General features: G+C 73.8%; 16 protein-coding genes. 8 read left to right on the forward strand and 8 right to left on the reverse strand.

The features are described 5' to 3' along the window. Window positions 1-121 precede the first annotated feature (121 nt). Window positions 122-1,507 carry a carbohydrate-binding protein gene (locus JEK78_RS21400; protein WP_200261801.1) on the reverse strand — a complete coding sequence of 462 codons (1,386 nt, stop codon included), beginning with the start codon at window positions 1,505-1,507 and terminating at the stop codon, window positions 122-124. Between the two features lie 162 nt (window positions 1,508-1,669). Then, window positions 1,670-3,334 carry an alkaline phosphatase D family protein gene (locus JEK78_RS21405; protein WP_200261802.1) on the reverse strand — a complete coding sequence of 555 codons (1,665 nt, stop codon included), beginning with the start codon at window positions 3,332-3,334 and terminating at the stop codon, window positions 1,670-1,672. 205 nt (window positions 3,335-3,539) lie between these two features. Here JEK78_RS21405 and JEK78_RS21410 point away from each other — a divergent pair, with 205 nt between their 5' ends. The 5 genes from JEK78_RS21410 (at window position 3,540) to JEK78_RS21430 (ending at window position 8,755) form a co-directional block, all read left to right on the forward strand. Beyond that, window positions 3,540-4,517, forward strand: a complete 978-nt coding sequence (locus JEK78_RS21410; RefSeq protein WP_200261803.1) for a threonine/serine dehydratase — start codon at window positions 3,540-3,542, stop codon at window positions 4,515-4,517. A 135-nt stretch (window positions 4,518-4,652) separates the two neighbouring features. Next, window positions 4,653-5,954, forward strand: a complete 1,302-nt coding sequence (locus JEK78_RS21415) for an alpha/beta fold hydrolase (protein WP_200261804.1) — start codon at window positions 4,653-4,655, stop codon at window positions 5,952-5,954. A 245-nt stretch (window positions 5,955-6,199) separates the two neighbouring features. Beyond that, window positions 6,200-6,910 (forward strand): PIG-L deacetylase family protein, encoded by a 711-nt coding sequence (locus tag JEK78_RS21420; protein WP_200264290.1) that lies wholly within the window; start codon window positions 6,200-6,202, stop codon window positions 6,908-6,910. Between the two features lie 95 nt (window positions 6,911-7,005). Continuing rightward, window positions 7,006-7,935: a pentapeptide repeat-containing protein gene (locus JEK78_RS21425; protein WP_242483164.1), complete on the forward strand. Its 930-nt coding sequence runs from the start codon at window positions 7,006-7,008 to the stop codon at window positions 7,933-7,935. Between the two features lie 91 nt (window positions 7,936-8,026). After that, complete coding sequence (locus tag JEK78_RS21430) at window positions 8,027-8,755, forward strand: DUF2470 domain-containing protein (RefSeq protein WP_200261805.1); 729 nt, start codon at window positions 8,027-8,029, stop codon at window positions 8,753-8,755. Between the two features lie 63 nt (window positions 8,756-8,818). On the opposite strand, the gene JEK78_RS21435 is transcribed toward JEK78_RS21430, so the two are convergent. The 3 genes from JEK78_RS21435 to JEK78_RS21445 form a co-directional block, all read right to left on the reverse strand. After that, the gene (locus JEK78_RS21435; RefSeq protein ID WP_200261806.1) at window positions 8,819-9,772 is read right to left on the reverse strand and encodes a hypothetical protein; all 954 of its coding nucleotides are present in this window, start codon (window positions 9,770-9,772) and stop codon (window positions 8,819-8,821) included. An 89-nt stretch (window positions 9,773-9,861) separates the two neighbouring features. Then, complete coding sequence (locus JEK78_RS21440) at window positions 9,862-11,094, reverse strand: aromatic acid exporter family protein (RefSeq protein ID WP_200261807.1); 1,233 nt, start codon at window positions 11,092-11,094, stop codon at window positions 9,862-9,864. Window positions 11,095-11,281: 187 nt separating this feature from the next. Further along, complete coding sequence (locus JEK78_RS21445; RefSeq protein WP_200261808.1) at window positions 11,282-12,319, reverse strand: PHP domain-containing protein; 1,038 nt, start codon at window positions 12,317-12,319, stop codon at window positions 11,282-11,284. An 88-nt stretch (window positions 12,320-12,407) separates the two neighbouring features. Between JEK78_RS21445 and JEK78_RS21450 the strand changes: the two genes are divergently transcribed. After that, window positions 12,408-12,647, forward strand: a complete 240-nt coding sequence (locus JEK78_RS21450; protein WP_200261809.1) for a hypothetical protein — start codon at window positions 12,408-12,410, stop codon at window positions 12,645-12,647. A 78-nt stretch (window positions 12,648-12,725) separates the two neighbouring features. Here the strand turns inward: JEK78_RS21450 and JEK78_RS21455 are convergent, their stop codons facing one another. From JEK78_RS21455 to JEK78_RS21465, 3 genes are all read right to left on the reverse strand, one after another. Continuing rightward, window positions 12,726-13,667: an NADP-dependent oxidoreductase gene (locus tag JEK78_RS21455; RefSeq protein ID WP_200261810.1), complete on the reverse strand. Its 942-nt coding sequence runs from the start codon at window positions 13,665-13,667 to the stop codon at window positions 12,726-12,728. 363 nt (window positions 13,668-14,030) lie between these two features. Continuing rightward, window positions 14,031-14,333, reverse strand: a complete 303-nt coding sequence (locus JEK78_RS21460; RefSeq protein ID WP_200261811.1) for a DUF4235 domain-containing protein — start codon at window positions 14,331-14,333, stop codon at window positions 14,031-14,033. A gap of 183 nt (window positions 14,334-14,516) precedes the next feature. Then, the gene (locus tag JEK78_RS21465; protein WP_200261812.1) at window positions 14,517-16,874 is read right to left on the reverse strand and encodes a SpoIIE family protein phosphatase; all 2,358 of its coding nucleotides are present in this window, start codon (window positions 16,872-16,874) and stop codon (window positions 14,517-14,519) included. A gap of 426 nt (window positions 16,875-17,300) precedes the next feature. On the opposite strand from JEK78_RS21465, the gene JEK78_RS21470 reads away from it, so the two are divergent. Then, window positions 17,301-18,875: an RICIN domain-containing protein gene (locus JEK78_RS21470; RefSeq protein ID WP_200261813.1), complete on the forward strand. Its 1,575-nt coding sequence runs from the start codon at window positions 17,301-17,303 to the stop codon at window positions 18,873-18,875. A gap of 431 nt (window positions 18,876-19,306) precedes the next feature. Then, entirely contained in the window at window positions 19,307-19,759 is a 453-nt protein-coding gene (locus JEK78_RS21475; RefSeq protein ID WP_200261814.1) for a subtilase-type protease inhibitor, read from the forward strand. The last annotated feature ends 161 nt before the right edge of the window (window positions 19,760-19,920 follow it).

Consider the following 19,920-nt stretch of genomic DNA (forward strand, 5'->3'; position numbering starts at 1 on the left):
AGGCCGCCGCTGTGACCTTGTTCTCTCCCTCGGTGTGACGCGCGCCCCCCGTTCCCCGCCCGCGGGACGAGGGACCGGGAACGGGGGCCGGTGTCGGGGCCGGAATCCGGTCAGCGGCCGGTCAAAGCCGCTGCCACAGGGCCGGGGTGTCCTCCGGGGACCAGTCCGACTGGGCCTGGTGATCCTGCAGACACGTGTACCGGACGCCCGCCCGGGTGACGGTGGCGCCGGTCTCGTAGACCAGGCCGGCCGTCCACGCGTCGGCGACGGCGACCGGGAAGAGTGGCGCCGGGAAGAGTGGCGCGGCCTGGGAGGAGGTCGTCCTCAGGGTGAGCCCGTACCGGGAGAGCAGCGGGTTGATCGGCTGGAAGTAGGTCCGGCCGCCGACGCGGCAGTTGCCGGATCCACCCGAGGTGACGCCCTGTGCCTGCGCGCCGGAGACGTAGGGGCCGCCCGAGTCGCCGGGCTCGGCGCACACCGTCGTCCGGGTCAGCCCGTAGACCCTGCCCTGGGGATAGCGGACGGTGACGTTGTGTCGCTCGACGATGCCGCAGCGCCAGCCCGTGGTGGACCCCGACCGGCAGACCGCCGAACCGATCAGAGCCCGAACCGAACCGGCGACCCGCACTCGGCGCCCGCTCTGTGCCCGCACGTAGGGCGTGCCTCGCCAGGCACCGTTGACGGCGACCCAGGCCATGTCCCTGCCGGGGAAGGTCGACCCCTGGACGACTCCCTGGGCCGCCCGGTTGTATCCGGTGGTACGGGCGCCGGCCCCTCCGCAGTGGCCCGCGGTGGCGAAACCCTGTCGCCAACTTCGGGTCACGGAGAAGCCGACGGAGCAGCGGGCGACGTTGTCGATGTAATAGGGGTCGCCGCCCACGAGGTCCGCCAGCACCCGCGGACGCTCCTCGGAGACCTGGACGGCGACCTCCTCGGCCGCGACTCCCGCCGACTCCACGAACGCCTCGGCGGCCGACCGGGACGTGGCCTGCACGGCGACCCGGTTCGCGGGCACGTCCACGTACCAGAGGGGGGTGTCGATGGCCTCCGCCGAGTCCGCGGCGGCGTCGAGTCGGTCCCTCACCGCCTCCAACTCCGCGAGCGTGGTCGCCACGACCACCGCGGTCGCGCCCTCGGCCCGGATGGTCGGCACGTCGGCGGCGTCCGTGGTGGCCACGGTGAGGCTCGCGGATGTCGGGCCGCTCAGCCAGGCGCCCGCGAAGTGCGAGTCGAGCGCGGTGCGCAGCCGGCCGGCCCGAGTGCCGGCCTCGGCCTCGTTCAGCAAGCGGGTGGCCGCCTGGTTCGGGGTCAGCCCCAGGTCCCGGCCCATCGCGGTCAGCAACCCTGCGGGTGGACTGTCCGCGCCCAGGGTCTGTGAGGCCGTCGGTCGCGGCCCCGGCGCGGGCGGCGCCGCCGCCGAGGCGGCCGTGGGGAGTGTGGTCACGACGAGGGCGCCGACCGCCGCCAGGGCGGCACGGCGCCCGACCGCGGTGTGTCTGCCGGTCATGCGTGAGTCTCCTTCTGTTCGGGGGTGTTCGGCGAGGCATGGCCTCGCCCGCGCGGCCCGTCGGGTGGCGGGTCGCCGGATGCCGGCCGACGCCGGAGCGAGGGCGCCGATCGGCGGTGTGCTGGTCGCCGGGCAGGGGTGGAACCCCGGGGTCTGTGGATGTCAGGCCGGTTGGAGCCCCGGGGCCCCGACCTCGGAGACGAACGTCCCGGCCGACTCCGGGGGGGCTCCGGGGCGGGTCACGGCGGCGACGGCCCGAAAGTCGATCCGGGCCGCCGTGTGGTCCAGCTCGATTCGGGCGTAGCCACGCCGGCCGTCGTAGAAGCGCAGATGCGGGTTGGCGGCCAGCTGGGTGTGCCAGTTGCCCGGTCGACGGGTCCCGTCCCCACCGCTGGTGACCGAGGTGCAGACCACCTCCGTGCCGACGGTGCGAGAGCCGGGATCGTCGAAGTCGTCCTTGATGTCGAAGGCGTAGGAGACGTGCACGTCGCCCGAGAGGACCAGCCAGTTCTCCAGTCCGGCTGCCTCCGCGCCGCCCATCACCCGCTCTCGCGCCGCCCCGTAGCCGTCCCACGCGTCCATCGACACCCGCGCGTCCTCTCCCAGGTCGAACCGGCGTGCGGAGAAACAGACCTGTTGTGGCGTCACGTTCCACTTGGCGACGGAGTCCCGCCAGCCGTCGATCAACCAGCGCTCCTGCGCCGGGCCGAGGAGAGTACGGGCCGGGTGGTCCGACTCCGGCCCCGGTCGCGTCGGGCGGTCTCCGTAGGCCTGGTCGGACCGGTACTGGCGGGTGTCCAACACGTCGAGCTGGGCCAGCGTCCCCCAGTGCAGTCTCCGGTGCATGCGGGCGTCCGCGCCCTGCGGCAACTGATCGGCACGAAGCGGTTGGTGCTCCCAGTAGGCGCGGTAGGCGGCGGCCCGACGCGCCAGGAAGCGCTCCGCGGGCACGTCGTCGCGCGGGACCGCCCCCGCGTAGTTGTCGTCCGTTTCGTGGTCGTCCCAGGTCACCACGAAGGGGTGTGCGGCGTGCGCGGCCTTGAGATCCGGATCGCTCTTGTACAGCGCGTACCGCGTCCGATAGTCCGTGAGGGTCACCGTCTCCCGGGCGAACAGGTCGGGCAGCACGCGGTCCGTGTGACGACGCGCTCCCCCGAACCGGTCGACCGGGTGCTCGTAGAGGTAGTCGCCGAGGTGCAACACGAGGTCGACGTCGTCCCGCGCCAGGTGGTGGTGGACGGTGTACCAGCCGTCCCGGTAGGCCTGGCAGGCCACGGCGGCAAGGGTCAGCGAGGCGACCCCGGCCCCCGGCCACGGCGCGGTCCGGGTGCGGCCCGTGCCGCTGATCCAGTCCCCCGCCCGGAAGCGGTAGTGGTACTCGGTGGCGGGAAGCAGCCCGCGCACGTCGACATGGACGCTGTGGGCGTACTCCGGGTGGGCGTCCACCCGGCCCCTGCGCACCACGGCCGCGAATCGCTCGTCCAGGGACACCTCCCACTCGACCGCGATCCGCTCCGCGCCGAGGCCGCCGTCCGCCGCGTACGGCTCGGGAGCCAACCGCGTCCACAACAACACCGAGTCCGGCCGCGGGTCGCCGGAGGCGATGCCCAACGTGAACGGATCCTCGACGAAACGGACGCCGGAACGCTCCGGGGTGGCGGCGACGCCCAGGGCCGGCACGTCGGTGGCGAAGGCGAGCGTCGCGGCGGCGGCCGAGAGGGTGAGGAAGCGCCGGCGTCGAAGTCGCTCGGCGACGGTCCGCGGCGCGATGTCGTTCGGGGATGGGACGCGGCCCGCCGGCACGCCGGGTCGACCCGTGGGCGACATCTGCTGTCCTCTCCTGCAGAGCGACTGAGGCTGCATGCTAGGCAGACGAAATGCCCGATTCCGGGAGGCCGTGCGGTGCGGCCCGGCCGGACGTACGTCGATCGGCGTATGCTTCGCCAGCGTCCCGTGCCGCCGTCGGGCCGATCGATCCGGGGTCGCCCGGCGGCGCGACCGGCCGGGACGACGCCATCGGAAGGACCGCGACGTGCCGCCCACCGCAGCCCCCCTCTCCATCGACGCCGTCCGGCAGGCGGCGGCCCGCATCGAGGGGGTCGTGCACCGTACCCCGGTCCAGCGCTCCCGGACCCTCGACGCCCTCGCCGGCGCGGAGGTCCACCTCAAGTGCGAGAATCTCCAGCGGGCCGGGGCCTTCAAGCTCCGCGGCGCCTTCCACGCCGCCTCCCGCCTCGCCCCGGGGGAGTTGAACCGGGGTCTGGCGGCCTGTTCCTCCGGGAACCACGCCCAGGCGGTCGCCCTCGCCGCACGCGAGTTGGGCACGGCCGCCGTCGTCGTGATGCCGCAGGACGCCCCGCGCGCCAAGCGCGCCGCAGCGGCCGGGTACGGCGCCGAGGTCGTCACCTACGACCGCTACACCGGCGACCGGGTCGCGCTCACCGAGGCCATCGCCGCCGAGCGCGGCCTGACCGTGATCCCGCCCTACGATCATCCGCACGTGATGGCCGGGCAGGGCACCGTGGCGCTCGAACTGCTGGAGGAGACCGGCGAACTCGACGTCCTGCTCGCACCCGTCGGCGGAGGGGGCCTGATCGCGGGGTGCGCCACCGTCGCGAAGGCGCTGCACCCGCGCGTTCGGGTGGTCGGCGTCGAGCCGGAGGCCGGGGACGACACCAGACGCTCCCTGCTGGCCGGCCGTCGCGTCACCGTCCCCGTTCCGCGCACCATCGCCGACGGCCAGGCGTTGCCGACCCCGGGCGAACTGACCTTCGCGGTCAACCGCAGGCTCCTCGACGAGGTCGTGCTGGTCTCCGACGACGAGATCCGCGACACGATGAGGTTCGCCTTCGAGCGCCTCAAGATCGTACTGGAACCCAGTGGGGCCACCGCTCTCGCCGCGCTCCTCAACGGCCGGGCGGGGCCGTTGGCCGGTCGGGTGGGCGTGGTCCTCTCCGGGGGCAACGTGGACGCCGACCGCTTCGCGCGCCTGTGCGCCGCCGGCGACTGACCCCGAGCCGGGGCGCCCCGCCGGCCGCCCCGGTCACTCCGCACCACCGGCCGTGCGCCACGCCGGCGCCCGGCCCGAGACGCCCCGGTCCGGCCGGGGTTCGGTCCCATCCGTCCGCCCTCCGGGAGCCCACCGTTGAGTCCCAGCTATCGTCAGCCCGGCGTGGTCCTCACCGACCGCCGCTTCACCGTGCCGCTCGACCACGACGCCGCCGACGGGGAGACCATCGAGCTGTACGGGCGCGAGATCGTCGCCCGTGACGGGGCACGGCACGATCGACCCTGGTTGGTGTATCTGCAGGGCGGCCCCGGTTTCGGCGCCGACCGCCTCGTCGGAAGACCCCACTGGCTGGGCCGCGCCCTGCGGGACTTCCGTGTCCTCCTGCTGGACCAGCGAGGCACCGGCGCCTCCACGCCCGCCAACAGGCAGACGCTGCCCCTGCGGGGCGGCCCCGCCGAACAGGCCGACTACCTGGCCCACTTCCGTGCCGACTCCATCGTCCGGGACTGCGAGGTCATCCGCCCCCGGGTCACCGGCGGCGCGCCGTGGACGGTGCTCGGCCAGAGCTTCGGGGGCTTCTGCGCCGTCACCTACCTCGGCACGGCCCCCGAGGGGCTCGCGTCCGTTCTGATCACCGGCGGACTGCCGGCCCTCGACGCTCACGCCGACGACGTCTACCGGGCCGCCTACCCGCGCGTCGCTCGCAAGGTCGCGGCCCACTACCACCGCTACCCGCAGGACGTGGAGCGTGCCCGGCGCGTCGCCGAGCACCTCCTCACCAGCGAGGTGGTGCTCCCCAACGGCTATCTGCTGACCGTCGAGGCCTTCCAGTCCCTGGGTGTCCTGCTCGGCTCCTCGCACGGCGGCCACCGGCTGCACTACCTCCTGGAGGACGCCTTCGTCCCCACATCGCGAGGGCCGCGCCTGTCCGACGCCTTCCAGGAAGAGGTCCAGGGTCTCCTCTCGTACGCGGGTCATCCGCTCTACGCGGTGCTCCACGAGGCGTGCTACGCGGGCGACGCCCGGCCGACCGCCTGGTCGGCCGAGAGGGTCCGCGCGCGGTTCCCCGAGTTCGACGCCGCCAAGTCTCTGGCGGGGGACGGCCCCCTGCCCTTCACCGGAGAGTCCGTCCATCCGTGGATGTTCGTCTGCGACCCGGCGCTGCGCCCCCTTCGCGAGACGGCGGAACTGCTGGCGGCCCGCACCGACTGGCCACCCCTCTACGACGCCGCCCGACTCGCCGACAACGAGGTGCCGGTGGCGGCGGCGATCTACCACGACGACATGTACGTCGACACCGGGCACGCCCTGGCCACCGCTCGCGCCGTGCGCGGACTGCGCACCTGGGTCACCGACGAGTTCGAGCACGACGGCATCCGTGCCGGAGGGCCGCGCGTCCTGGACCGCCTGCTGGCACTGGCCCGCGACGAGGTGTGACGTCCCGGGTCCATCCGCCGGGCCCCGCTCCGTCGACGATCCGCCTCGGCGGGAGGAGCCCTGGCCCCGGCCCTCCGCCACGGGGGGAGGTCGGCGCCCGCGGCAGGTGGAGGGCGGTCCACGGCTTCGGCGAACCCGCCTGGGACGATCGACGGGAGCTTCGTTTTTTCTTCTCGGCCCGAGGGCCGGGACATCCACGAAGGAGTGACGCGTTGACGGATGACGACAGCGGGAGACTGCGGCCCATGCCGTCCGACTGGCACCGAGCGTTGGCGGTGGTGGCCCACCCCGACGACCTGGAGTACGGCTGCTCGGCGGCGGTCGCCGTCTGGGCCGACGAGGGGCGCGAGGTCTCGTACCTCATCGCCACTCGGGGAGAGGCGGGGATCGACACGCTGCCACCGGAGGAATGCGGTCCGCTGCGCGAACGGGAGCAGCGGGCGAGCGCGGCGGCGGTCGGGGTGGACGTGGTGGAGTTCCTCGACCACCGTGACGGCGTCGTCGAGTACGGTGCCGCGCTGCGCCGGGACATCGCCGCCGCCATCCGCCGCCACCGGCCGGAGTTGGTGATCACTCTCAACCACCGTGACACCTGGTCCGGCGTCGCCTGGAACACGCCCGACCACGTGGCGGTCGGGCGCGCCACCCTGGACGCGGCGGGGGACGCCGGCAACCGTTGGATCTTCCCGGAGCTCGCCGATCGCGGAGCGCTCCCCTGGGACGGGGTCCGCTGGGTGGCCGTCGCGGGCTCCGCCGCCCCCACCCACGCCGTGGACGTGACCGACGGCATGGAGCGCGCCGTGCGCTCCCTCCTCGAACACCGCACCTATATCGAGGCGCTGACCGACGAGGACCCGGAGAGCTACGTCAGGGCCTTCCTGGGCGACCGCGCCCGTAGCGCGGGGGAGCGGTTCGGAGGTGGTCCGGCCGTCGCCTTCGAGGTGTTCGAGAGGTGATGTCGGGGCGCGCGGGCCGCGGGTACCTCGTGGTGGGGCGGAGCCCTCTCCTCTTCGTGGCTCGACGACGGATGACGGCTCATATGATGAACGGCATGCCCGAATCCGAGCCCGCTACGGCGGAGAACCCGAACGGACGTTCCGGGGTGCGATCGACCCTGCGCGGGGACTGCGCGCGGTGCTTCGGTCTGTGCTGCGTCGCGTTGCCCTTCGCGGCGTCGGCGGATTTTGCCGTCGACAAGGCCGCGGGCACGCCCTGTCCGAACCTCACGGCCGAGAACCGCTGCGGCGTCCACGGGTCGCTGCGTCGGCGAGGGTTCACCGGATGCGCCGTGTACGACTGTTTCGGGGCGGGGCAACAGGTGTCGAACGAGACATTCGACGGGCGGGACTGGCGGGACGGCCCACCATCCCGTGCCCGGAGCGTGTTCGAGGTGTTCACGGTGGTCCGGCAGTTGCGGGAGATGCTCTGGTACCTGACGGAGGCGATGGATCTGCCGGCGGCCCGCCCTCTTCGCGCCGAACTCTCCCGAGTGCGGCGACAAACCGAGCGACTGACCGCGGGCACCCCCGGCGACCTGGTCGCTCTCGACGTGGCGGCGCACCGTGAGGGGGTCGGCGCGCTGCTCCGGCGCGCGAGTGAGCTGGTCCGGTCGGGCGGTCGCGGCCGGCGGCCCGGAGTGGTCGGCACCTCGTCGATCGGCGCCCGGCTCCGCGGCGCCGACTTCCACCGCGCCGACCTGCGCGGGGCCTGTCTCGTCGCGGCCGACCTGGCAGACGCCGACCTGCGTCGGGCCGACTTGCTCGGTGCCGATCTGCGGGGAGCGAGTCTCGCCGGAGCGGACCTGACGGGTGCCTTCTTCCTGACCCAGCCACAGCTCGAAGCCGCGCGCGGCGACTCCCGGACTCGTCTGCCGGCCACCGACTCGCTCGCCCGTCCCGCGCACTGGACGGACGACGCCCTCGCTCGTTCGCCGATCCCCCTCGGAGACCGGAGAGGCCGGCCCGATTCGGGGCGACGATGAGGCGTGTCGATCGCGGCCGCCGGAGTGGCGCGGTTGGCGCCCGCCCGGATCTTGGGTAACTTAGGCAAGGCTTACCTAATAGGAGGTCGGGATGGGTGACAGTCGGACCGGGGCGGTCGCGAACACGGCGGCGGAGCGCGCGCGCTCCCTGCTCGCCACGGCCTGGAGCTGCGCCGTGACGGCGGAGGGGCGCCGCCGGGAGGAGCTGACCGGGGCCCACACCGTCACCGAGGACGGGCGGCTGCTCCTCCTCGCCTCGCCCGACGGCTCGCCGACGGGGACGACAGGCGGCTCGCTCGGGAGAGACGTCCCTTGCGTGGTGGAGTTCGCCGATCCCGCGCCCGTCCCGATGCGCGATCGGATCCGTGCCCGGCTGTGGCTCTCCGGACGATTGTCCGCCGGAGAGGCGGGCGGACTCCTCCTGCGCCCCACCCGCGTCGTCCTGCGGCAGGGGTCCGACACGGAGCCCGTCGACCCGGACGCCTTCACGCGAGCGACCCCCGACCCACTGGCCACCGCCGAGGCCGGTCTCCTGACCCACCTCGCCGACTGCCACGGCGACGCCGTGGAACGGCTCACCCGGCTCGTCGACGCCCGACGCCTCCACGGGGCGATCCGGGTACGACCGCTGGCCGTGGACCGCCACGCGTTGACCCTCCGCCTCGAACGGCTCCGCTCCCACGAGGACGTCCGTCTCCTCTTCGATCGCCCCGCGGACGACGTGCCCCGGCTGGGCGAGCGGATGCGCGTCCTGCTCGCCCGCGCCGGCACGCCCTGCCCTCGTGCCCTCCACCGGCACCGCCCGGACGGTGAGGCGTAGCCCGACCCCCGTGCCCTCGTCCGCGAGGGTCCGGGACCCGCCTCCTCGGGAGTCGAGTCGCCCTCAGTGGTGACGGCGGCACCGTTCCCCCGAGCCTCGCCGGGCCGGGAACCGCCGGCCTCGGCCGTCTCCGAGAGGCCGATCCGGAGAGGTCGACAGACGGGCGGAAGGGTCCACCTCCCCCTCGTCCTCGAACGGGAGAGGAGCGAGTGGCGACGCCCGGTCCACCGGCGAGGGCGGAGGAGCCTCCCCGGTGATCCGCCGCCACTCCCCGGGAGGCACGAGGCGGACGAGAACCCGAGCCGCCGCCCGTTCCGCCCAGACGGCGGGCCCCCCGCGGTCGGGAGAGGCCCGCCGCCCCCAGGATCGTGACGTTCCCCGGACCGCTGCCGGACCGCGGTGAAGCCGTCCCACCCCCCCGACGGCGAGCGTTCCTCCCGCTCCCCTCCTCGTCGCCCTCGGGCGCGTCTCCGGCGCGGGGCCATCGCGACGACTCTCCCGGTGAGACCGCCGTCCGTCGTCCCGAGGCGGGTACGCCAGCAGCCGGATCGACGCCGACTGTCCCTCCTCCCCGTCCTCGTGACCGTCGTCGAGTCCGCCGGACACCGTCGTGAACGGGCGGACGGCACCGGCGGCGGAGTGGACGCCGTCGAGCCGCAGCCGGCCGGGGAGCACCAGGTAGTTCCGAGGGCGGGGCCGCAGCCGCTCGTTCCAGGCCCCGCCGGAGACCGCGCAGACCCCGCCGACCCCGACCTGAAGCGCCGCGGGCTCGGTGGAGCCCACGAAGCTCAACCACATCGCCTCGCCGAGGTGGACCGGAAGCATCACCCCGCCCCGTGTCCGCCAGGACTCCGGGACCGTGTCGGGGTAGTCCTCGACCCGGCGCACCGGGAAGGCTCCGAGCGCCGGAGGCCGGGCGCCGACCCGCGCCGCCCGAGGGGTGCGGACGAACCGCACCGACACCCCGCCCGCCATTCGCAGCCGGTCCCCGTCGATTCCGATCGTGCCGCCGGTCATCCCCGCCCCCGTGGTCCCGTTCCGTTCCGGTCGTCCGCGCCCGCCGTCCGCGCCAAGGCGTCGTCCGGCGTGCGAGATGGAGTACGCCGTCAGGTCGGTTCCCGGTTCCGGGTCCCGCGCCCCCACCGCCGCACACGGTCGTGCATACGGGTCACGCGCGGCATCCGTTCACGTCGCTCCCGCGTGTGCCGGTCCAATTCCTCCAGGAGCCGTCGCGAGCGGTGCTCGGTGTCCATCTCGTCGATGATGCGGTCGACCTCCGTCAGCACCGCGCCCTGGAGTTGCCATTGACGGGCGTCCTGTCGGATCTCGTCCAGCAGGAGTCCGGCGAGCCGGTCCCGCGTGGTCGAAGCCTGCCGGTGCAACGCCGCGAATCGCTCCTCGGCCGACGCCGCGTCCGCGCTGGTGCTGGTCGTCACCAGCATCGCGAAGCTGACCACCGCGTCGCCGATCTCGGCCAGCAGTCGCTCCACGGCCGCGCCGATCTCCGGGGTGAACAACGGCTCGGGTTCCCGGGCCTTCGCCATGTCCGCGACGGTGCGCGCCAGCACCCGCAACACCACCGTGCAGATTTCCAGGGTGTCCAGCCCCGTGCGCAACACGACCCGGTGCAACAGCCCCTCACGCACCCGAGGGTTGAGCCGCAGGCTGTCCTCCGCCTGCCGCAGCGCGGCGTCCACCTCGACGATGGCGTGGTCCAGCCGGCGAGCCTCCCGCAGTCGCGCGGCGGCCAGGTGGTGCGGCGTGCGGCCGACGGCCTCCTCTCCCACACGCAGTATCAACCGCCGCAGGCGCCTGGCCAGCCCCTCGATCGACTCGCCGGCCCGGTCCACCCAGACGGGAGGGGCGAGGAGGGTGTTGAAGGCGAGGCCCACCACGGCGCCGATCAAGGTCTCCACCACCCGGGCCCAAGCGGTGTCGCCGTGGGAGGTGACCCCCATGACCAGCATGGCGCTGATCGCCACCTCGGGCACGAACTCGTCCACCCGCACCAGGTGGCCCACACCGAGCGACGCCACGACGACCAGGGCCAGACTCCACCAGGTCAGACCGACGAGCTGGCTGAAGACGATGGCGATCAGCACACCGGCGACCACCGAGTTCACCCTCCGGATGCCGGTCGTCAGGGTCGCGTACAGCGTCACCTGGACGACCAGCAACGCGGTGAGCGGAGCCGTCAACGGGGCCGCTTCGGGGCTCAGCCGGAGCGCGATGACGTACGAGATCGTCGCCGCCGCCGCCGAGCGCAGTGTCTGCGCCACCACCGGATCACGGCGCGCCCGCGTGAGCGCCCGCGTCGCCCGCTCCCTCGATCGCGGCATCGTCGGGCTGTTCCCCTTCCGGGCGTGGCAGACGCTCTCGGAGAGGACCGTAGCGGGAAGGGAGGGGCGTACCCCGGCCGTCCGGGCCGGTGGGGTCGGTCGGGTCACTCCGTTCGGCGTGCGCTTTGGCGCCTGCCCGGATCGTCGCGCGTTCCTCGCGCGCCGGGACCGGGGGCGGGGGGGAGGGTCAGGCTCGGGTCGCCCCGGGCGGGAGCCGGCCGTCGCGGGTCCACGCCAGGAGGTCGGTCGCCGACCAGGTGGTGACCACCCGGGCGGCAGGGACCTCGCACTCCGCGGCCCGCGCGCAGCCGTGGGACTGCCAGTCGAGCTGCCCGGGGGCGTGCGCGTCGGTGTCGATGGCGAAGAGCGTGCCCGCGGCGAGTGCCCGCCGGAGCAGCCGCCGGGGCGGATCGAGCCGTTCGGGCCTGCTGTTGATCTCCACCGCCGTGCCGGAGGCGGCGCAGGCGGCGAAGACCTCGTCGGCGTCGAATTCGGACTCGGGGCGTCGTTTCCCCGCCACCAGGCGCCCTGTGCAGTGCCCCAGGACGTCGGCGTGCGGGTCGCTCACCGCGGCCACCATGCGGCGGGTCATCGGTTCGGCGGGCATGCGGAGCGCGGAGTGGACGGACACGACCACGACGTCCAGTCGGGCCAGCAGGTCGGGGTCCTGGTCGAGGGAGCCGTCCCGGAGGATGTCGCACTCGATGCCGGTCAGCAGACGGAACGGTGCCCAGCGGGCGTTGAGTTCCGCCACCACGTCCAGTTGCTCGCGCAGGCGCTCGGCCGACAGGCCACGGGCCACCGTCAGTCGTGGCGAGTGGTCGGTGAGTACGGCCCACGCGTGGCCGAGGCCGGCGGCCGTCCGGCCCATCTCCTCGATCGGACTGCCGCCGTCCGACCAGTCGGAGTGCGTATGGCAGTCGCCCTGGAGGCGCCTCCTCAGCTCGCGTGCCGCCCCGTCGAGCGGCTCGCCCGTGTCCTCCTCCAGGGCGCGGAGGTATTCGGGTGTCCGTCCGGTCAACGCCTCGCGGACCACCCCGGCCGTCTTCGGACCGACGCCCGACAGGGATTCCAGAGTCCCGGCCTCCGCCCTGCGGCGGACCTCCCGAGCGGGCAGCGAGGACACCACCCGGGCCGCGGTGCGAAAGGCCCGGGCCCGGTACACCGGGGCCAGGGAGCGCTCCAGCAGGAAGGCGATCCGGTCCAGGGCCGTGACGGGGTCCATGGGCTGCCCCTTCTCGCGTGGGACGGACGCGCGGGAGGCGGCCACCCCCGGGCCCCGCTCCCGACCGACGCGTTCTACCCTCTATTGCATGACCGAAAGCGCGAGTCCGCACATCGCCAGTCCACGCATCCTGGTGCTCGGCGTCCAGCCCGGCACCCCGCCGTTCCGGATCGTGGAGATCGACGGCCAGGTCGTCGGCGAGGCCAAGACCGTCACCGACGTACTGGAGGCGGCGGCGGCGTTCGGGATCACCGTTCACGACCTGGACGACCCCGACGTGGTCCGCTGGGTGGGGGGAGACAAGTTCACCTGGACGCCGCACGCCTAGGGCGTGTCGAGCGGGGTGCTCCGAAGCGCCCCGCCCCGCGCGGTCCCGGGGGGATTCCGGAACCGCGCGGGCGCGGCCTCAGTCCACGGCCAAGACGAGTTTGCCCGTGGTGCGTCCGCGCTCGCCGACCGCGTGCGCCTCCGCGGCCTCGCCCAGCGGGAAGGTCCCGGCGATCTCGGCCCGCAGCCGACCGTCCTCCACGAGCCGGGCGACCTTCAGCATCCCGCCGCGGTCCGCGTCCACCAGCATCCGGACCGCCCGGACGCCCAGCCGCTCGGCCTCCCGGGGGAAGTCCTCGGGACCGACGGGCAGGATCGACACCACCGTTCCGCCCGGGCGCACCACGCCCAGGGACCGCACGGAGGTCTCCGCCCCGATCGTGTCCAGGACGACGTCGACGTCCCGCACCGCCTCCGTGAAGTCCGTCTCCCGGTAGTCCAGCGGCTCGTCCACCCCGATGGAGCGCAGGAAGTCGTGCTTGGCCCCGCTCGCTGTGGCGATCACGTGTGCGCCGAGGACCTTGGCGATCTGTACGGCCACGTGACCCACGCCCCCCGCGCCGGCGTGGATCAGCACGCGCTGCCCGGGGCGGACGTCGGCCACCTCCACCAACGCCTGCCAGGCTGTCAGCGAGACGAGGGGCAGGGCGCCCGCCTGGACGTGGTCCACGCCGGCGGGCTTGTGGGTGAACGCGCGCGCGGGACCGGTCACGTACTCGGCGTGGGAACCGTGCCCGAAGGGGTAGGGCAGCATGCCGAAGACCTCGTCCCCGGGCCGGAAACCCGCCACGCCGATGCCGACCTCCGCGACCTCTCCGGAAACGTCCCAGCCCAGCACGAAGGGCGGCCGGCCGAGGAAGCCGCCGTTGGCCCGGTGCTTCCAGTCGGTGGGGTTCATCCCCGCCGCCCGGACCCGCACCAGCACCTCGTTCGGGCGAGGGGAGGGGCGCTCCACGCGTACCTCCTTGAGGACCTCCGGGCCGCCCAGGGCGTCCTGGCGGATGGCGCGCATCGTGTTCATCGGGTCTCTCCTCGGGAGTTCTCGCTCGGCGTCGCCGGCGCGTCCGGTGGTCACCGGCCGGGTGCCTCCGTTCCGCCTCGCCGGAGTGCGGGCGCCCTCGTCCCCCGGCTTCTCCGGCGGTCGGGTCCGGACCGGTGTGGTGGATCGGGAGGGACGGGGAGGACCCCTCCCCGGAACGTTTCCCGGGCGTCGGCCGCCGTGGTGGTGGCCGGGTGCGGATGCGCGGTGATCACCGCACGCGACGACACGAGGATCATGCCACGCCTCCCGCCCGAGGGCGGGAGGGGGGAGGGCCGGGCGGCGCTCCACGCGTCGTGTGGGGCGCGGCCGGAACTCGTCCCATCCCTCGGGTGACGGTGCGCGTCAGGCCGGTCGGCGATCGGTCTTCACCGGCCAGGAACCCGTCGAGCGCTGGATCGCCTTGGCTCCTCCCCGGTTCACGGCGCTCTTGACCGAGGCGAAGATGGCGCCCTGGACCGCGGCGGCCACCAGAACCTCCCCCCAGCCCCGGTCGGGGTCCAGCGCGTCCGGTGCGTCGTCCTCGTGGCGAATGAGCCGCCAGGTCCTCCGGAAGAGGAATCCCGCCAACGCGCCCCCCGCCCAACCCAGGGCGAAGCCGAGCGGCTGGTAGACCGCCGGCAGTTTCTTCCGCGTCGTCTTGCCCACGGTGTCTCCTTCGATCCTCGCCGCGGGGCTCGACCGCGGCGGCGGGGTCTCCCCGAGGCCGTACGGTGTGGATCCCACCACGGGCCGGCGGCGAGCGCGACCCCAGACGGTGCGATCCGGTCCGAGCGAAACCCTCGCCGTCCGGGGAGGAGACGGGGCACCCGTGCCCCGTCCCGGCCGGGATCAGTCTTCGCCGAGCAGTGCCAGTTCGGCCCAGATGGTCTTGCCCTCGGCGGTGTGCCGGCTGCCCCAGCGTCGGGTGAGCTGGGCGACCAGCAGCAGTCCCCGTCCGCCCTCGTCCCAGGTCCTCGCTCGGCGCAGATGCGGGGCGGTGTGGCTGCTGTCGGACACTTCGCAGATCAGCGTGGCGGCGTCGTGGATGAGCCTCAGACGAATCGGGGCCGAGCCGTACCGGATGGCGTTGGTGACCAGTTCGCTCGCCACGAGTTCGGCGGGGAAGGCGGCCTCCCGCAGACCCCAGCCGTCGAGCTGGTCCAAGACCTGCTTGCGCACCGGGGCGACCATGGCCGCGTCGGCCGGGATGTCCCAGGTCGCGACCTGTTCACACGGCAACACCCGGGTTCGCGCGAGAAGCAGGGCCACGTCGCGCGCGTCACCGTCCGGCCTCGGCAGGGAGCGCAGCACCCGGTCGCAGGTCTCTTCCAGGGAGGCCGCCGGGGCGGCCAGCGCCTCGCTCAGCAGCGCGCCGCCGGATTCCGCGTCGTGATCGGAGCCGCCGACCAGCCCGTCCGTGTAGAGCGCCAGCAGGCTGCCCTCCGGCAGCGACAGCTCGACCGACTCGAAGGGCAGGCCGCCGATCCCCAGGGGCGGACCCGAGGGCAGGTCGACGAGCCGCGCCCGTCCGTCCGGCTCGACCAACACGGGAGCGGGATGTCCGGCGCGGGCGAGGGCGCAGCGGCGGGAGATCGGGTCGTACACCGCGTACAGGCAGGTGGCGCCGGTCTCGCCCGCCCGTTCACCGGGCTCGGATGCGAGCCGGACGACCAGGTCGTCCAAATGGGCCAGCAGCTCCTCCGGAGCGAGGTCCAGGTCGGCGAGGGTGCGGACCGCGGTGCGCAGCCGCCCCATGGCCGCCGACGCCGGGATGCCGTGGCCGGCCACGTCGCCGACCACCATGGCGACCCGCGTCCCCGACAGCGGGATCACGTCGAACCAGTCGCCGCCCACGCCCGAGCTGGCGGCGGGCAGATAGCGGGAGGCCGTCTCGACGGCACCCGTCGTGGGAAGTGCCCGGGGCAGCAGGCTGCGCTGCAACGTCAGGGTCGTCTCGCGCTCGCGGGAGTAGCGACGGGCGTTGTCGATGGACACCGCCGCCCGAGCGGCGATCTCCTCCGCCAGCAGCACGTCGTCCGCGGTGAAGGGCTCCGGGTGGCCGAACCGGGTGAACACCGCCACGCCGAGCGTGGTGCCGCGGGCCCGCAGTGGCACCGAGAGGATCGCGTGCGGTCCCACGGGGTCCCGCCCGCCCGCCCCGGGCGAGGTCTCGGCCCGAGTGCCCCCGACGAGGGGCGGAACCGCCACCGCGTGGCCCGTCGTCAGCGACTCCGCCTGCGGCGAACCGGCCGGGTAGTCGTCCGTGCGTCCGGACCCGGCGATCCGCGGGGTGTCCTCCTCGGCGGACGCCCGGGCCACGCGTCGCAGCCGAATAGGCGTCCCCGGTGGACGCCGGCCGTCCGCCGAGTCCCTCCGGTCGAGGAGGTCGACGGTGACCAGGTCGGCCAGTCCCGGGACGCACACCGTGGCCAGCTCCTGGGCGGTGCGCGTGACGTCCAGGGTGCTGCCGATGCGGATGCCCGCCTCGCTGACCAGTTGGAGCCGCTCTCGGGCGCGGTGCTGCTCGGTGAAGTCGTGGACGCTCACACAGACACCGCGCACCCGCCCCTCGCCGTCGGCGAGCGGGGCCAGCCGGGCCGACCAGGCGTGCGCCCCGCGGCTCTCTCCGGCCGCCTTCATGAAGGCGCGCATGTCGTGACCGCGACCGGTGTCCAGGACCCGCCGCAGGTGCTCCTCGAGCTCCGTGTGCTGCGGTCGGCTCCCGATGTCGGTCGGCCGCAGCCCTCGCAGTCGACGGGCGGGCACGTCCAGCAGCCGGGCCATGGCGTCGTTCGCGCCGCGAAGGCGCAGCCCGGTGTCGAAGACCATCGTGGCGCAGGGCGACTGCCGCAGCGCCGCCCGGATCAGGGGGTCCTCGGCCACTCCCTCGGCGCTGTCGCCGTTCCGGGGGACCACCACCACCCAGGCACCGTCCCGCCCGGCGGGCCGATGGGCCATCGCCCAGACGGACACGCTGTGACCGTCGCGGTGGCGCAGCGTGAGCGAGCCGCTCCACCGGCGCGCGTCACGGTCGGGGAAAGGCGGACCGCCCACCACGAGCAGGTCGGCCAGGGGTCTGCCCAGGACCGCCCCCGGGGGGTAGCCCAGCAGTCCTCGCGCGGCCTCGTTCCACTCCCGCAGCCTGCCCGTCGCGTCCACGACCGCACGCGCGGGGGCGGAATCGTCGAACGGGTTCACCGGACTCATCGTCGCCACTCCATCGCGCACACTCACCGTGAACAGGTGTGTCACTTGAGCCCCAGCGTAGTGCGTCCGGTCGTCGATGCGGAGCCGAACCCCGCCCCCGGGCGCATGACCCCCGCCCGAGCCCTCCGTGCGTGTCCGGCGAACGTTCGCTTGCGCCAGTGAAGAGGGATTCGCGTTCTCGGCCCGTCGGTCGAGAGAGGAGCGAGTTGTCGGTGCGCCTTGTTGACCATGAGGGTTTGTGCGAGAGTGAAGCACCCGCCCGAGGGTATCGGCCGCTGTGGCACACGCCTTGATGATCCGGGACCGACGCATCGGCGACGTATTCGGCCCTTCGCGCGGCGTCCCCGAGAGGAATCCGCCCGCCCCGGGATCTTTTCGGGGGCACAGAATCGTGTGCACCGCGCGTGTGGGAAAGGAACCCTCTCAGTGCCCACCCCCGACCCTTCCCGACCGCTTCGACCGGCAGCCGGTGGAGACCGGGAATCCGACGAGTCCCTGGCCGCCGGCACCAGGGATCGTCCCGAGACCGACGCCGCGGCCTCCGTCGCCTTGTTGACCGCCCGGCACTGGCAGGCCGCGCACGACTACGCGGCGCTGTGTCTCGCCTCGTCGTCCCAGGTGGCCGCCATGGTGACCGCCGCCGCCCTCCATCGGGTCCTGGATCGTGTGGCCCATGGCGAATCGGCGGTGGCGCTCCGCCCCCGACTCCTGGTGTCGGTGCGTGACACGGTCCGGGAGTGGGCGGCGGACGGACGTGTCGTCGGCACCCTGCCGGATCTCCGCAAGCCCTCGGGCGGAAGGGGGATGCGCGCGACGAAGTCGCCGATCCCGGAGAACAGAGCCCTGGCCGCCCACGCCTTCGCCGCGCTCCCCGCCCAATCCCGTTGCCTGTTGTGGCATGTCGAGGTGGAGTCCGAACACATATCCGTGCCCGCGACTCTGTTGGGGATGGACGACGGCACGGCCTCGGCCACTCTGACGCAGGCGCGCGAGAAGTTCCGCGACGCCTGTGCGTACGCACACGAGCAACTGGCACCCGGTCAGGACTGCCGGTTCTACAACCGTCTTCTGGACGCCCCGATCCGACGCGGCGGAAAACTGCTCCCCGATGTCGAGGAACACCTGGCGGTGTGCCGCCATTGCCGGCACACCGCCGATCAACTGGCCTTGTCCGAGAAGGCCTTGGGATCTCTGTTGGCCGAGGCGGTGTTGGGCTGGGGCGCCCGCCGGTATCTCGAATCCCGACCGGGCCGCGTCGCGGTCGGTGCCCGGGGGCAGGGTGGAGCCCGTCACCGTCGTGGACCCGCCGGACTGTGGGCCCGCCTCCCGCTTCCGGCCCGCCGCGGCGCGCGTTCGGCCCGTTCGGCGCTCCGCGCGGTCGGGGCCGTCTCGGCCGGTGCCTTGGTCACCATGCTGGTGGTGAACGTCTGGTCGTACGACGGCGGCCGGGCCGATCCCGCCGTCTCCACCGGAGTTTCCGACGGCGGCGGCGAGTCCGCCGAGGCGGGCGCCGCCGGATTCACGTCCGCCCCGCCCGGGGTCCCGGGTCAGAGCAGGCTGCGCAACGCGGGCGCGGGACTCTGTCTCGACGTCGACGGAGAGCCCGGGCCCGGGACGGGTGTGCGGTTGGCCGGCTGTTCGGACGCCATGACCCAGCAGTGGACCTACGAGGAGGACGGGAGTGTGCGCAGCGTGGCCGATCCCGGTCTGTGCCTCGACTCCCGCGCGGACGCCGGCGTCGTCCTGTTGGGCACATGCGCCCGGGAGGGCACCGCGCGAGCGGAGGACGTCCGCTACGCCGCCACGGCGCGGGGGGAGTTGCTGCCGCTCTGGCGGCGGCAGCTCGCGCTCGCCGCCACCGCCGAGGACGCCGACGCCGACATCGTCGTCAAGGTCCGCGACGGTTCGGAGGCCCAGATGTGGCAGGCCGAGACGACGCTCGCCCCCTCCGCGACCCCCGAACCCGAGGCCGGGAGTTCGGCCCCGCCGTCGGCCGGCTGACCCCGCGCACCGCCGGAAGGGCGGGCCGTGCCCGGTCGCGCGCCGGCCCGCCCGGCAGGCGGATCGTCTCGGGCCGGGACACCGCCGTGCCTCCGGGGTGTCCCGGAGAACCCCGAGGCGCCGGTGTTCCCCTCGGCCCGCCCCGCCTCGTTTCGAAGATGCTCGGGGCGGGTGCGCGGAGGTTTCAGGCCGATTACGAAACGCGGGAATCGCGCCATTCAGCCACCGGAGTCGGTCAAGAACCGCCAGGTTACCGCGTCGAAACGTTCTCAATCCGTAACTTCACGCCACTGATTCAATACGCAAGGTTACCTAAACCCGAGGGGTCGACGTGTGTTTCACCGTCGGACTCGGCAGACTCGCGCTCGCCGCTCCGGCACCCACCGGGTCGGGCCGGCACAGCCGTCGCATCGAGCGGAAGGAAGCACACCATGCGGAACACCGCACGCTGGGCGATCGCTCTGGGCTTCGCGGTCACCACCGCTCTGGGCCCCCTCGCGGTCAACGCGGGCGCGGACACCGCCGCCCCCGAGGTCGGACCCGCCGCCCCGGCCTCGCTCTACACCCCCTCGGCCCTGGTGCTCACCGTGGCGCACGGCGACAGCGCGGCGTCCGCCACGCCGCTGCGCGCCGTCACCCTCGTGTGCTCGCCCACCCCGTCGGGCAGCCACCCCGCCCCGGAGGCCGCGTGTGCCGAGCTCCGCCGAGTCGAAGGAGACGTGCACGCCCTGACGTCGGAGGAGGGCGCCGTCTGCGCCCCCGACCACGCCCCCGTCGTCGTCACCGTGGAGGGCGTCTGGGAGGGGCGACGCCTCACCGACGAACGGACATTCACCAATACCTGCGTGAAGGACGCCTCCAGCGAGAGCGTCTTCACGTTCTGAGGACCGGGATCGTATACGTTCCCGCGGTTTGACAGGTGGCTCGTGACTGGGGAGTGCGAGTCCCGCCGCGGCGTAGGCGATCCCGTGACGGGGACGGCGGGCGGAGTGGGGCCGCCCGCCGTTCCCCTGATTCCCGCGGCCCGTGTCGGTCCACCGCGACC

This window comes from Streptomyces sp. HSG2, from assembly GCF_016598575.1.
Classification (GTDB): Bacteria; Actinomycetota; Actinomycetes; order Streptomycetales; family Streptomycetaceae; genus Streptomyces.